Origin of the sequence: Pseudomonas marginalis, from assembly GCF_008692035.1 — a bacterium.
Taxonomy (GTDB): Bacteria; Pseudomonadota; Gammaproteobacteria; order Pseudomonadales; family Pseudomonadaceae; genus Aquipseudomonas; species Aquipseudomonas marginalis.
Genome location: NZ_VTFG01000001.1, coordinates 35,906 through 49,400 on the forward strand (window position 1 = coordinate 35,906; position 13,495 = coordinate 49,400).

The window sequence follows — 13,495 nt, forward strand, 5'->3', positions numbered from 1 at the left end:
TGAGCTTGTTGTAGTTGTGGCAACAGGGTGTGGGTCAAGCGACGGATCGGGTGGGTAATTCGGAGCGGGTGGGCAAGCCTTCCATATCGCCGCGGCTTTGCACGGCGCGGCTGCCGATCCAGTTGCCGCGTTGTACCGCCTCGGGGAAGCTGAGGTTTTCCAGCAGGGCGCTGATCATGCCCACGGCAAAGCCATCGCCGGCGCCGACGGTGTCCACCACCTTGTCCACGCGCACGGCGGCGACAAAGCCCTGGTCCAGCTGGGTGCGGAAGTAGGCGCCGTCCGGGCCGAGCTTGATCGCCACGGCTTCGGCGCCCTGGTCGAGGTAGAACGCGGCAATATCCGCCGGGTCGTCGAAACCGGTGAGCAGACGGCCTTCGCCCAGGCCCGGCAGGACCCAGTCGGCGAGGCCGGCGAGGGCGTTGATTTCGCGGATCATCTGTTCCTGGCTGGCCCATAGCGAGGGGCGCAGGTTCGGGTCGAACGACACGCTGCGCCCGGCGTTGCGCATCTGGGTCATCAATTCGCGGGACAGCTCGCGGGTGGCCTCGGACAAGGCCGGCGGAATGCCGGTGGCATGCAGATGGCGGGCCTGCAACAGCACCGGGCTGATGGCCGCAGTGGACAAATGGCTGGCGGCCGAGCCCTTGCGGAAGTACTCCACCTGCGGGTCATCGCCGGCTTCTTCGCGGGACTTGAGTTGAAAGCCGGTGGGGTGCAACGGGTCGACCGCCACATGCCGGCAATCCAGGCCTTCTTTTTTCAGCGTGTCGACCACAAAGCGCCCAAGGGAATCATTGCCCACCCGGCTCAGCCAGGCGACGTTGAAGCCCAGGCGCGACAGGCCGATGGCAACATTGCTGTCGGCGCCGGCAATGCGTTTGTGAAACTGCGCCACCTGGGCCAGGTCGCCGGTCTGCTCGGCGACAAACATCGCCATGGTTTCGCCAAACGAGAGGATATCGATCTCAGACATGGGCATTCTCCCCACGGGGTTGGCCAAGGAGGGCGAGGGCGGCCACCTGTTGCGCGGTGACGTCGACCAGGTCATCGCCCTGCAACGGGAATTCCACCGCCCGTGTAATGCCTTGAGTCATATGGGTGAGCAGTTGTTCCCACAGATGCAGGTCGGTGGCGCCGGGCGGCAGTGCCACCAGCTTGCCGTCCGCGCGACGGGCCACGGCCTTGCAGTGCAGGTAGTCGACGTGCCGGCCGAGCAGGCGCGCGGCGGTCAGGGCGGATTGGTCCTGCCATTGCCAGTTGCCGATATCGAAGGTCATCTTTACCGGCAGGCCCAGGCGTTCGACTTCAGTGAAGAAGCGCTGCATCGGCTCGATGCGCCCGCCGTGCAGGGTCTGGTCGTTTTCCACCAAGAGTTTGACCGGATGGTGGGCGAGCAGGGCGTGCAGGCTTTCCAGGTCGTTGGTATCGGTGAAGTAGCCGAGGGAGACTTTCAGCCAGCGCGCACCAAAGGCCTGGGCGCGGTCCAGGGTTGCGTTGAGGTCGGCATTCGGCTGGGCGCGGCCGGCGATCCACAATTCCAGGGGCGATGAGAACACACACTCCAGGCCTTGCTCGGCGGCAGCCTGGGCCAGTTGTGCAGGTTGCTCGCTGGTCAGCAGTTCTTCGCGCCACTCGATGCGCCGGGCACCGGCGGCGGCCAGCAGTTCGACAAAACTCAATTGGCCTTGCTGGCGGACCAGGTCGGCGCCGTAGCTGGAAAGGCTGATGGAGACGGGGTATTTGTGCATTGTTGTTTAACTCTGAAACCGGTTTCATTTTTTCACGTTATAAAGGTTGAATCGACTCTGCTACGCGTAAGGACGCTGGGTCGAACCTCGAATGATCAACTGGGGCAAAAAGTCCAGGGTGCGGGTCGGTTCGGTGTCACCGCGCAAGCGCTTGAGCAGGCAGTCGAACGCACTGGCGCCAATGGCTTCGGTGGGTTGGGCGAGGGCGGTGATGCCGTTGCCCACCAACGGGTACCAGTCGAGGTCGTCCAGGGCGATCAACCCGATATCGTCGAACAGGTTGCAGTCCAGCGCCTTGAGCGCACGGGTGCAGGCCAGTGTGGCGACGCCGTTGGCACAGAACACTGCCTTGGGGCCGGGTTTGGCGAGAAAGGCTTGCAGGCGTGGTTCCAGCCCGTCATCGAGCGCCAGCACCGCGCCGGTCAGCGCCGGGTGCCGGGCGATTTCGCCCTTGAAGCTGTCCAGGCGTTCCTGCCGTGAACTGGTGCCATCGCAGGCTTCGCTCACCAGCAATACATCGCGGTAACCCTGCTGTTCCAGGTGTTCCACCGCCATGCGCACCGCCGCCGGGTTATCCAGCCCCACCAGGTCGCTGTGCAGCGGCTCGACCTTGCGGTCCACCAGCACCAGGGGCATTTCCCGTTGCAGTTCCAGCAGTTGGTCGAGGTGATGGCCGAGGGTGTTCACGATCAGCCCTTCGATGTTGTAGGAGCGCAGCGCCGCCAGGTGTTGGCGCTCCTGTTCGTCATCGCGGTCGGTGTTGCACACCACCAGGCTGTAGCCGTGCCGGCGGCAGGCGGTTTCGACGCCGTGCATCACGGCAATGGAATAGGGGTTGCGGATATCGGCCACCAGCATGCCGATCAGGCGCGTGCGACCACGTTTCAACCCGCGGGCCATCTGGTTGGGGCGGTAGCCGAGTTGTTCGATGGCGTGTTCGATACGCAGGGCGATGGCATCGGAGAGCAGGGCGCGGTCCTCGCCGATAAAGCGGGACACGCTGGCTTTGGACACGCCGGCGCGTTGGGCGACGTCGAGCATGGTGACACGGGTGCGTTGGGCGGCGGAAAAAGGGGTCACGGTCGCGGGCCTTTCTTATTGGTGTTGGAGGTCATTAAACATCGACAAGGATGCTTGAAACCGGTTTCAGAAAACACCAAATCAGAAGATCCGTCAAGCCAATGCGGCGCCGACGTAGCTGTTGAAACCGACGAGCGGCGATGCCTACCTGTTAGTTTTGACAGTACCCAAGCGTGGTATTTGGGCGCTTAATCCTTGCCAAGGGCATCTTCCGTTGTATCGTCGGCAGGACAGTTATATGAACACTTCCAACCCTCGTCGCAGACGTGTCTCCAGAAGCAATATTTTGTCTTTTTCCGAGATCAAGGTGCCCATCCTTGATGATGCCGTGCCCCCGATTATCGAGGGGTATATCCCGCGCGAGTACCTTGATTCGGATATTGAGGTGGTCATCGAGGAGCTTTGGCCAGAGTCCGCGCCGGAGGGGAGTTTCGACGTCCTGGTCGTTCATTGGCGCCGTAGTGGAAGTGAGGGAGAGCCGCTCCTGCGCCGGCGGTTCAATGGCCCGATTGATCCGGCGATTTTTCCACTGCGTATTCCCGTCGACCGGAGGTATCTGGAGAACGACGGCACCGTGTTGCTGAGCTATGAGGTGCTTGAACAGGGCACTTTGCCCACCTCTTCGCCAACGCGCGTGTTAGTGCTGGACCGTACCCCACCCAACAACAATATCGCCCCCCAGGTGCCTGAATTTCCCGTCAGTATCATCGATGAGGATTATCTGGCTGAGAACCCGACTGTGAACATGCGGATACCTTTTTACACTGGCCGTCGCGCATGGGACCGCGTCGAGTATTACCTTTCGGATGAAACACCACCACCGGAGCGGGATACGCCTGATGGTTTTTTTGACTTTGTTTCTGAAACTGAGCCGTTGGTTTTCCCCGTACCAGGAGATCTGTTTCGGCTTTATCGAAACGGCCTTCAATACATGCATATTGTGTTGCGGGACCGCTCCGGTAACCCAGGGCCGCGATCAATCCAGACACCGGTTATTGTTGATCTGGATCCCTCGCCCTCCGACCTCCAGGCACTGGTTGTTCCGGCGATGGTGAACGGCTTGATTGATCGCCAGGATGCACGCCTTGGCGTTGTGGGGAAGGTGCTGTACGACAATTGGCAGGAGGGGGACCATGTCACGGTTACGTGGGGCACTACGCCGTTACCGCCACAGCCGGTCACCCATTTGCCTTTTGATGTCAGCATCCCTTGGGAAACGTTGATTGCCCAGGGGCTGGGGCAAGCTTCCGGCGTTGCTACGTACACCATTACTCGCACCGGTGGCACGCTCCCCACCCCTCCCAGCCCGCCGACGGTGATCAGATGGAACTTCACGGTGGCGGGGCAAGACCACGGCGATGCACCGCAACTGCTTAATCTCGACCTTCCTGCCGTGATGGTCTGGGGTGAAGGTTCCATGACCGAGAACCTTATCGATATACGTGATCAGGATCAGCGCATTTACGCCAGTGTTCCGTTGTACCACCGGCCTCAGGATGGGGAAAAGTTGACGCTGTATTGGGGCAACTTTCCCAGTACCGCTGTACCGGTTGCACACTACACGGTGGATGTAAGTAAGGGCGATGCGGAAGGCAGCATTGTCGAGTTCAGTGATATTCCCTGGAATGTCATCACGGGAGCAGGCAATAACGACAGAATGCCTGTTTATTACACGACCTCTAACGGCGTTAATGAACAATTGGCCAACTTCACCAACGTGACAGTGGCCGTGGTTCCTATATTGAGTCTTACGCAAGTGCAATTTCCCAGTGCAACTGCAGACGCCTGGATAAATTGTCAGACTGTTCCTCCCATGTGGGACCATATCCCCCTGGGAATTCCGGGAAATACACAGCTCAGAGAAGGCGATGCGGTGCTCTTGAGTTGGCAGGGTTATGAGGGTTTTTTTACCGGGCCCATTGACGGGACTGAAGACTCTTTGCTGCATTTCCTTTCGGCGGAAGAAGCGAAGAATGGTTATATATTTAAGCAAGATAACTATGAAGAAAAGATAAAGCCCATACGGTCAGACAATCCGGCAAGCGTGGGGAGTTCGGCACTGGTGTCTTACGAAGTGCTCCGTGGCACCAGAATCATAGGCAGGGCACGGGAGCGGCAAGTCAAGATTGACCAACGCTACTCCAGTGGACGTTATTGCGGTCCCGACGAAGACGGGGAACAGGACTCGCCTGTTAACGAGTGACTGAGTCCAATAATAAAATTGAGCTTCGATAGTGGTCTCAAGTGTTTTAGAGGCGGGGCCAACTATTCGGTTCAAGGCGAGCGATTTCTCGTTTCGCCTGTGACATTGAAGTGGTAACCGGCGTTAATAATTCGCTTATGGAGAACGTAGATGACTATCTTTAGTAAGAAACAACAGGCTGCACTTGCCTCTCGAAAGCTCAATCGAGAGTATGTTTCCAAGTATGGCGGCGGTATTTTTGAGTTTGAGGCGCCGGAGTTCAGCTCGCTAAACGATCAGGGGCTGATCCTCGCAGCGGCCTCAAGAAAAGACTTACCTGTTACGTTTGTAGCCCCATCGCTTGAGGTGCCTCCTGCAGAAGCCCGGCTGGAATTGGTGATGCGCGATAAAGGTGTGACAAATTGGGCACCGTCTCTGTATACGCTTCGCTATTCGGGAGCCGGTGCAATCAATGCGGGCGACATTATTGTCAGGAATATTCCGACCTCCCGCCTGAGTCAGGGGAAGTACGAAATTGCCTATATCTTGTATGAAGACAAGCTCCCTACCCTGTCAGGAATCGCGCCATTGGAGGTGGATCTGACGGCACCCTACAAATTCAATGTCGACGACGATGAAGAACACGATATCCATCCGTTTGCTCCGTTATTACCGGCCGACCTAGGGCCGGAAATCGACGAACTCTATGTAGAGGAACATGATGAGGGATTGGTATGTACCTACCCGAATTACGAGGACTATGGTCGAGCAGACGGTGACACAATCACGGTCTATTTCTCGAAGTATTCCTCATCGCTTCTTGCTACAGAGATCGACACGGTGCCGGTGGAAGATAGCCTTGAGTTTGTTATTCCATGGGACCGGATCGAAGTGCTGGAAGCTGGCACATACTATTTGTTTTATGTCCTGAAAGACCTGGCCCGTAACAAAAGCAGGGAATCTGTTCCCTGTCCCGTCCGGCTGAACCTGGTGGGGGTTCCTGATCCTTTGCAGGCGAGGGTGCCGTTGGCGCTGTTGCCGGCCGATGGCCTGATTGATCTGGCGGATGCTCACGAGCCCGATGGCGTGACGGTGGAGATTCCTCAGTACGCCAATGTGCGAGAGGAGCTGGATGTCATTGACCTCACCTGGGGCGGCGAGAGCGTGGGGCGCTTCAATGTCAGGGATTACACGCCGTTTCCTCTAAGGCTGCCGGTTGATACCGATATCATCTTCGACGTGTATGGTACCGGCCCCGGGGAAGTGGACACGGATATCGATTACCTGGTTGATCGCAATGGCAACGAATATCCCGCGCCCACGCTAACCATTGAAGTGGATCTTTCAGGCCCCGGCCCCGACCCGACGCCAGACCCGGAAAACTCTCGGCTCAACCTGGTGACCGTGTACGGTAGCGATCCCGATCAGGAAAACCATTTGCTGCCGGAAGATTTCGGTAACGACGCGACCGTCGAGATTGTGCTGTGGGAGGTTCCCCCGCCTGTACCCGGTATCACCCTTACTGGTTATTGGGGCAGTTTTGCGTACCCCTTCGATTCAATCGAGCTGGATGGCGAAGCCGGTGGAGACACCGTTACCCTCAACGTGCCTTGGCCAATCATCAAGGAGGTTGGCAATGGCACGGTCCCGGTGTTCTATACCTTGAGTTGGGAAGTCAATGACAACCTCCAGCGATCTCGTCCCCAGAATGTCGAGGTCGACGCCAACATAGTCGTCATGGAGCAGCCGACCTTCGTCAAAGCTGGCACGGATATGGCTTGTACGGATCTGGATCCGTTTAACTTTTCCGCACGTGTCAGAGTGCCGGGCAATACCACCTACTTCCAGGAGGACGCTGTCGTCCGCGTGGAATGGCAGGTATACAGCGACAGGGCCAGCACTACGCCATTGGGGGATCCTGTATCGTTCAACTCGCTACCGTTGACACCGGATATGGTTTCAAATGGTTTCTTCCTGACGATTCAGCCTTACACCACCGTCATCAGGCCTGCTGGGCGCAACTCAGTCAGCATTCAATACTTTGCGATGGTTAATGGCGTTGAGGAGCCATCTGAGAAGGGCTTTACAACGACGCTGTTCGCAAACCGGTCTACGCCGCCACTGTACTGCGAGGAGCTGCCGGTTCTCGGGGAGGATGAATAGTCAATACACGTTGTTCAAAGGGCGCTTCGGCGCCCTTTGGTTTTCACCTGTCATGAGCTTCCTTGCGTAGTTGCGTTACCCCATTCCCGCCATTGATACGCGATTTTCCTTAGGATGGTTCGGATAATTCCTACATCCGTCGTTAGTGCTCACCGGTAATTTTGCGGGCCTTAACTGGCCAGTTTCCACTGCATTCGAAACAGGCCGAATTTTTCTGTTATGGAACGCCTGTTGAACGAGTGAGTGATCATGAATACCCAGTCTATTTTTAAGTTAAATCCTTTAGCCTTCGTCGTTAAGGTTGCGTCGATTGCATCACTGTTAGCTCTCGCTCCGCACGCTCAGGCAAGGCTGATCGAAAATCGAACCGAGACCATTGACTTTCACGACGTGCTCGACAGCTATACGTTGGAAAATGCCACGCTCAACGTGATAGAGGGGCGAACCGAGAGCGTCTATGCCGCCCGCTCCAACCTGAACCTGAGCGACTCGAGTACCGTCCTCGGCACCGTCGTTGCACAGGCGGGCTCGAACGTCAACGTGGATACCAGTCGTGTTGTGGCGCAGGGTGATTTCAATGCGGGTATCACGTTGTACAGCAGTAATGCGTTGATCAACGGCAGCGTGATTTCCAGTGCCGACTACGATGGGTTGGTGCTCAGTCGTTTCTCAGGCTCCACCGTGGGTTCCAACGCGACTGTCAATGGCAGCGTGGTTTCCGGGGCAACCGGCGGCGCAGCGGTTGGAGGCCACAGCGTGCTGAACCTGGACCGCAGCATCGTGCAGGGTACAGACGCTGGCAGTTTCGGTTTGAAGTTGCAGGGCGCAGAGGCCCATGCTCGTCAAAGTGTAATCACAGGCGGCCTTAACGGCGTAGTCCTGACGAATGAACCCCGTAGTGTGCTTGCCAATAGCTTGGTACTGGACAATACCCACGTGACTGGCGAAACCGGTGCAGCGATTGTGGTAGAAGGCCTGCTGGGCAGAGGGGCCAACGCATCGATTGAGGTGCTGAATGGCTCGACACTGTCCGGTGGCAACGGCAACCTCCTTGAGGTCAAGGATGGGTCTTCGGCCACTGTACGGGTTGATAACAGCCAACTACTGGGCAACGTGATCGTTGAGTCGGGCAGTACCACACACCTTGACTTGCAGAACCGGGCTGCGTTGACCGGTCGCCTGGAAAATGTTTCGTCGTTGAGTATCGGTAGCCAGTCGCTGTGGGACATGACCGGCAACAGCCAGGTCGGCGCCTTGAATCTGTCGGGCGGGATGATCAGGTTTGGTGCGAGTGACGCCTTTTACCAGTTGGACCTGACCAGCCTGTCAGGTAACGGTACGTTTGTGATGGGCACTGATTTTGCCCGGGGCTTGACCGACTTCCTCAACATCACGGGTTCCGCCAGCGGCAACCATCAATTGCTGCTATCCAGCAGCGGCGTCGAGCCGGTCAGTGCCAATGAGGTGCGTATTGTTCATACCGGTGGCGGTGATGCGCAGTTTTCGCTGATAGGCGGATCGGTCGATGTGGGGGCGTGGTCTTATGGGCTCAAGCAAGACGGCAATGACTGGTTCCTCGACCCGTCGTCGCGGGTCATCAGCCCTGGCACCCGCTCGGTGCTGGCGCTGTTCAATGCCGCGCCTACCGTGTGGTATGGCGAGCTGTCTTCTCTGCGTACCCGTATGGGTGAACTGCGCCACAATGGTGCTGAGTCCGGCGGATGGGTCCGCAGTTATGGCAACAAGTTCGAGGCCAAAGGTGGTGCCGGAAATGGCTACACCCAATCGCAACGCGGTTTTTCCCTCGGTGCGGATATGCCGATGATGGACAGCCCATGGCTATTGGGGGTCATGGCCGGTCATAGTGAATCAGATCTGGATGTTGGCCGTGGAACGTCGGGCACTATCAAAAGTTACTACGTCGGTGCCTATGCCACTTGGATGGATGAAGACAGTGGCTACTACTTTGACGGTGTGGCCAAGGTGAACCACCTGCGCAATGACTCCAAGGTGGGGTTGAGCGATGGCGCACAGGCCAAGGGTAACTACTCCACTAATGCCTTGGGTGTTTCGGCAGAGGTCGGGCGTAATATTCGGTTGGATGATGCGTTCTTCGTTGAACCGTTTGCCCAAGCGTCGGTGATGACTACCAAGGGCAAGAGCTACCAACTGGATAACGGGATGCAGGCCAAGGGCGATCACACCCACTCGGTCCTGGGTAAATTGGGGGTGACTGTCGGCCGTGATTTTGTGCTCGATAGCGGTAGCGTTGTACAGCCTTACTTGCGCGGTGCGGTCGCTCATGAATTTGCCAAGAACAACAAGGTGTCGGTGAATAACCAGGCTTTCAATAACGATCTCTCGGGCAGCCGTGCAGAGTTCGGTGCGGGGGTTTCGGTGTCCTTGTCCCAGAACCTGCAGTTGCATGCCGACTTCGAACATGCGAAAGGCAAGCGGATTGATCAGCCTTGGGGCGCCAACGTGGGCGTGCGTTACAGCTGGTAATCAACAATGCCCTGGATCAAGTGATAAAAAACGCCCCGGTTTCCGGGGCGTTTTTTGGCGGGTCAAACATTGAACAGGATTTGCATACGTTGATCCTTCATATTGACGTCAACGTAGTAGACGTCCAAGGCGCCACTGACATGGTTGGTTTGCTGGTTATGGATAAACTCAATCGTGCCGCGCGAGGCTGTATAAGCGGGAGGTGGCGCGTCATTGAGCTCCATATAAATAATTGAAAAACGCTCGTCGGGTTCGTCGGGCTTGAGGGTATACCGGCCGGAGGGCAATGTCGCCGGATCCGCCAGATATTGGAAAACAACGATTCGCCGGCGGTTGCCAATGCCTAAATCCCGCTGAGTGGCCTCAACCCACCAATAATCGGATTTGAGTTCATGTTTGGGGAAATCGTCCTTGAAAGCCTGAGTCGCGATCGTTCCCTGAAAGTAAACTTGGTTAGTGGACCGGCTGTTTTCACTTACCGCAGATGCAGTTGCAGTACTCATGGTTATAGTCTCCCGCTCTCGTCAATAAATGTCCTGTGAAGGCATCATTGCCCACTTGGGACAAGCCTGTTAAATGCGACGGTTTACGTTTGCCTCCTTTGCACGCGCTTTCATTCCATTGCCTTTAATGAAATATTGTCGACGATCAGAAAAGTAATGCCCTGTATTTGCAGCGTGATGTCATGAATGCCAGCGGGGACGGTGAATAAGTAGGTGTATGAATCCCAGCCTCCCTCTCCGCGTAACTCGAACTCAGGTACGTGATCGGGGGTTATATGAAACATTACAACCCCATGGCCGCCGGTTGGTGTTTGTGCATCGATAGAGAAGACCAGCGCCTGCTCGGGAACGACCCTGATGTCCTGCTCGATATAAGCGCCCAGATTCAACTGACACCGTTGATCGTGGAAGGTCGCGGAATTGGGTGGCGGTGACGAAGTCCATTCATCGCCGTTGCGTGAGAAGTCCCCGTTACCGATCAACTCAATCGGTATGATCGTCCCTTCTTCCTCCACTAGCCTGACGTTATCGAACCAGACGTCCCCCGACGTTCCTGTCAATTGCACGGTTGCGCTGACAGTGCCTGTGGGAGGCGTGAACGTTAATGACTGACGCAACCAGCCTTGGTTGCCGGACATCGATATCGATTCATTGACCCCCGAAGGCTGAAAAACCACCGTTATCGAGCCGGTACCTCTGTAAGTAATCAGCGTAAACAGGCTGAGGGTATAGACCGTTGCCTCAACCACAGGTACCGTTTGCTCAGCCATTCCTTGAGTTCTGACGATGCAACTGTGCTGGGAAAAATCAACCCTGCCGGGAAGTGTCGCGGTGGCTGTCCAATGGGTTCCATGGTCGATAAAGTTTCCATTCAGGATCAGATTCTTATTTAACGGAACAAGTGGTGACATGGCGTGCTCCCGCAGGCTTTGATACCCGTCATGGCCCGTGCTTTTTGACAAGTGGCTTTATTCAGCGCCATTAACGCCTTGCCCACAACTGTCAGAATTCACAGGTTTGCTCGCCATTCGTCGCCTTTTCTATGCTCCCGCTAAAACGCTCAGCCAGGCGGAGCCGAACAACAGCAACGCCATACCTTGGTTAAAACGCTGCATGGCCTTGGTCGAGCGAAACACCCGGCTCGACCCCACCCCCAGCAACGCCCACGCCCCCAGGCACGGCAACGAAATCATAAAAAACGCCAACGACAGGTACAGCACATGGCTCTGGCGCGCCTCACCGTTGTCGGCAAACACACTGACCACCGCCAGCGCCATCATCCAGGTCTTGGGGTTGACCAATTGCAGGCTGGCGGCGCCGGCCAGGCCCAGGCGTTTTTGCGGGGTGTTCGGGTCGATGGCTTCGGCCGGCGCGCGGAAGATCTGCCATGCCAGATAGCTGAGCCAGGCCACGCCCACCCATTGCATCGCGGCCTGCACCCTGGGCAATTGCGCCAGCGACTGGCCCACGCCCGAGCCCACCAGCAACACAATTCCCGCAGCCCCCAGACAGGCACCCAATACGATAGGCAGTGCAGCCTTGAGCCCATAACGCGCGCTGTTGCTCAGCACCAGGATGTTGGTGGGGCCGGGGGTGATGGAGGCAACGAAGGCAAATAACAGGAAGGGCAGTAACGGGGAGGACATGCTGGGGACTCCAGTGAATCGTTCAGTGGCGTCCATCCTCACAAGCCTGTGCGTTACTGTCTGGAAGATTTGAGCAGCGCTTGCGGTACGCGGCCGGTGTCAAGCCGTAGGCGCGCACGAACCAGCGGCCCAGGTGACTTTGATCGGCAAAGCCCAGGGCAATCGCCATATCCGCCGGTTGCTCGCCCTTGGCCAACAAATGCCGGGCACGGGCCAAGCGCAGTTGTACGAGGTAGGCATGCGGCGGCAGGCCGAAGGCGCTCTTGAACGCGCGGGTCAGGCGGAAGCGGTCGACGCCACAGGCTACGGCCAGTTCGTCCATGCCGACGTCTTGATGCAAGTGGGCATGCAGGTATTCGCGGGCCTTATGGGCGACCAGTGGCAAGCGTGGATCGTCACGGTAGCGCGCGCGCCACGCCAGGTGACCGGTGAGGCGCTCCAGCAATTGGTCCATGACACGCTGGCGCACGATGCGCAATTCACCGCTGTGCAGCGTCTGGAACGCCTGGCTGGTGGCGATGGCCAGGCGTGGATCGCTGGTCAAGGTCGTGGCGAAACCCAGTTGGCTGTTGAGCGGCGCTTCTTCGAACACCGCACTCACTTCCCGCGCCAGCCACTGCGGGTCGAGGTACAGCATGTGGTAGGTAAAGCCGTCCGGCGTGGGCGCGTCACCGTCATGCAATTCACCGGGCTCCACCAGGAACACCTGGCCGGGCACGCTGTTGTGCCGGGTGCGGCGGCAGTTGAACTGCTGCACGCCTTGTTCGGTGACGCCGACCAGATAGCTGTCATGCCAGTGGGGGTCGTAGGCGTGGCCCTCGAAATGCGCGCGCAGGGTCTCGATGCCGGTGTCGGCGTCCTGGGACAGATCGATCCAATTATGCGCAGCCATGAAACACCGGGACGGAATGTGTAAGGGTATTAGCGCCCACCGACACCTGAGCGTCTAGAAGGTTTGTGCAGCCTAGCCGAACAGCCCGGCGGCGATGTTGATCGAGAACCCCAGGATCGCCGTATTGAACAAAAAGCCGATCAGCGACTGCCCCAGCACCACCTTGCGCATGCCGCGGGTGGCGACGCCGACGTCAGAGGTTTGCACCGCCACGCCGATGGTGAAGGAGAAATACAGGAAGTCCCAGTAGTTCGGCGTCAACAGCCCTTCGGCAAACCGCAACGCCGGCTCCTTGCCATTCCAGGTGTAATACAGGCGGGCGTAATGCACGCTGAAAATCACCCCGATCAACAGCCATGAACCGATCACCGTCAGCCCGGTAAACCCGTAGTGCAGCAGGCGCTCGGACGTGGCCAGGTCTTTGCTGCCCACCAGTTCGAAGGTGATGGTGGCCAGGCTCGCGATGGCGGCGATGCACACGGTGAACAGCACCAGCCCGGCGTTTTCGTCCTCGATTTCGGCGATACGCTTCACATCGTCGGCCTTGGCACGGCTGGTCAGCCACAGCATCAGCACCAGGTAGGTCCAGACCCCGGCGTTCCAGCCGATGAGGATTTTGCTGGCGAGGGTGTCGGCCGGCGCCAGGATGCCGACGGCAAGGCCGAGCACAGCGGCGGCGGAGAGGCGAGGGTGGGTACGGGCTAGAAAGGGCATGGCAGCTCACAGATGGTTACCTGTGAGCACCTTAGCGCATTTTTGTTGTGGCAAGCGGG

11 protein-coding genes are annotated in these 13,495 nt (G+C 57.8%); 3 read left to right on the forward strand and 8 right to left on the reverse strand.

Going from position 1 to position 13,495, the window contains the following annotated elements:
* Positions 1–34 precede the first annotated feature (34 nt).
* Genes FX984_RS00165 through FX984_RS00175 form a run of 3 tightly spaced genes read right to left on the reverse strand, consistent with a single transcriptional unit; the run spans position 35 to position 2,831 of the window.
* The gene (locus FX984_RS00165; RefSeq protein ID WP_146477928.1) at positions 35–976 is read right to left on the reverse strand and encodes a sugar kinase; all 942 of its coding nucleotides are present in this window, start codon (positions 974–976) and stop codon (positions 35–37) included.
* Positions 969–1,751: a sugar phosphate isomerase/epimerase family protein gene (locus FX984_RS00170; protein ID WP_098479690.1), complete on the reverse strand. Its 783-nt coding sequence runs from the start codon at positions 1,749–1,751 to the stop codon at positions 969–971. Before FX984_RS00170 ends, FX984_RS00165 begins: the two co-directional genes overlap by 8 nt.
* A gap of 60 nt (positions 1,752–1,811) precedes the next feature.
* Complete coding sequence (locus tag FX984_RS00175) at positions 1,812–2,831, reverse strand: LacI family DNA-binding transcriptional regulator (protein ID WP_146477930.1); 1,020 nt, start codon at positions 2,829–2,831, stop codon at positions 1,812–1,814.
* A 238-nt stretch (positions 2,832–3,069) separates the two neighbouring features.
* Between FX984_RS00175 and FX984_RS00180 the strand changes: the two genes are divergently transcribed.
* The 3 genes from FX984_RS00180 to FX984_RS00190 all read left to right on the forward strand — a co-directional run bounded on the left by FX984_RS00180 (position 3,070) and on the right by FX984_RS00190 (position 9,681).
* Positions 3,070–5,034 (forward strand): hypothetical protein, encoded by a 1,965-nt coding sequence (locus tag FX984_RS00180; protein ID WP_146477932.1) that lies wholly within the window; start codon positions 3,070–3,072, stop codon positions 5,032–5,034.
* A 150-nt stretch (positions 5,035–5,184) separates the two neighbouring features.
* The gene (locus FX984_RS00185; protein ID WP_146477934.1) at positions 5,185–7,176 is read left to right on the forward strand and encodes a hypothetical protein; all 1,992 of its coding nucleotides are present in this window, start codon (positions 5,185–5,187) and stop codon (positions 7,174–7,176) included.
* A 249-nt stretch (positions 7,177–7,425) separates the two neighbouring features.
* The gene (locus tag FX984_RS00190; protein ID WP_186511915.1) at positions 7,426–9,681 is read left to right on the forward strand and encodes an autotransporter outer membrane beta-barrel domain-containing protein; all 2,256 of its coding nucleotides are present in this window, start codon (positions 7,426–7,428) and stop codon (positions 9,679–9,681) included.
* Between the two features lie 62 nt (positions 9,682–9,743).
* Here FX984_RS00190 and FX984_RS00195 read toward each other — a convergent pair whose 3' ends face one another.
* The 5 genes from FX984_RS00195 to FX984_RS00215 form a co-directional block, all read right to left on the reverse strand.
* Positions 9,744–10,184 carry a hypothetical protein gene (locus tag FX984_RS00195; RefSeq protein WP_027606426.1) on the reverse strand — a complete coding sequence of 147 codons (441 nt, stop codon included), beginning with the start codon at positions 10,182–10,184 and terminating at the stop codon, positions 9,744–9,746.
* 110 nt (positions 10,185–10,294) lie between these two features.
* Entirely contained in the window at positions 10,295–11,095 is an 801-nt protein-coding gene (locus tag FX984_RS00200) for a hypothetical protein (RefSeq protein WP_085205426.1), read from the reverse strand.
* A gap of 129 nt (positions 11,096–11,224) precedes the next feature.
* Entirely contained in the window at positions 11,225–11,830 is a 606-nt protein-coding gene (locus FX984_RS00205; RefSeq protein WP_027606424.1) for a LysE family translocator, read from the reverse strand.
* Positions 11,831–11,852: 22 nt separating this feature from the next.
* A complete protein-coding gene (locus tag FX984_RS00210; RefSeq protein ID WP_027606423.1) occupies positions 11,853–12,722 on the reverse strand; it encodes an AraC family transcriptional regulator in 870 nt (289 codons plus the stop codon).
* A 72-nt stretch (positions 12,723–12,794) separates the two neighbouring features.
* Positions 12,795–13,436 (reverse strand): DUF1345 domain-containing protein, encoded by a 642-nt coding sequence (locus FX984_RS00215; protein WP_092488619.1) that lies wholly within the window; start codon positions 13,434–13,436, stop codon positions 12,795–12,797.
* Positions 13,437–13,495 lie beyond the last annotated feature (59 nt).

Bases quoted from the DNA above. Each gene is read 5' to 3' on its own strand.
- FX984_RS00165 (WP_146477928.1), bottom strand. From the start codon at position 976: ATGTCTGAGATCGATATCCTCTCGTTTGGCGAAACCATGGCGATGTTT.
- FX984_RS00170 (WP_098479690.1), bottom strand. From the start codon at position 1,751: ATGCACAAATACCCCGTCTCCATCAGCCTTTCCAGCTACGGCGCCGAC.
- FX984_RS00180 (WP_146477932.1), top strand. From the start codon at position 3,070: ATGAACACTTCCAACCCTCGTCGCAGACGTGTCTCCAGAAGCAATATT.
- FX984_RS00185 (WP_146477934.1), top strand. From the start codon at position 5,185: ATGACTATCTTTAGTAAGAAACAACAGGCTGCACTTGCCTCTCGAAAG.
- FX984_RS00190 (WP_186511915.1), top strand. From the start codon at position 7,426: ATGAATACCCAGTCTATTTTTAAGTTAAATCCTTTAGCCTTCGTCGTT.
- FX984_RS00195 (WP_027606426.1), bottom strand. From the start codon at position 10,184: ATGAGTACTGCAACTGCATCTGCGGTAAGTGAAAACAGCCGGTCCACT.
- FX984_RS00200 (WP_085205426.1), bottom strand. From the start codon at position 11,095: ATGTCACCACTTGTTCCGTTAAATAAGAATCTGATCCTGAATGGAAAC.
- FX984_RS00205 (WP_027606424.1), bottom strand. From the start codon at position 11,830: ATGTCCTCCCCGTTACTGCCCTTCCTGTTATTTGCCTTCGTTGCCTCC.
- FX984_RS00210 (WP_027606423.1), bottom strand. From the start codon at position 12,722: ATGGCTGCGCATAATTGGATCGATCTGTCCCAGGACGCCGACACCGGC.
- FX984_RS00215 (WP_092488619.1), bottom strand. From the start codon at position 13,436: ATGCCCTTTCTAGCCCGTACCCACCCTCGCCTCTCCGCCGCCGCTGTG.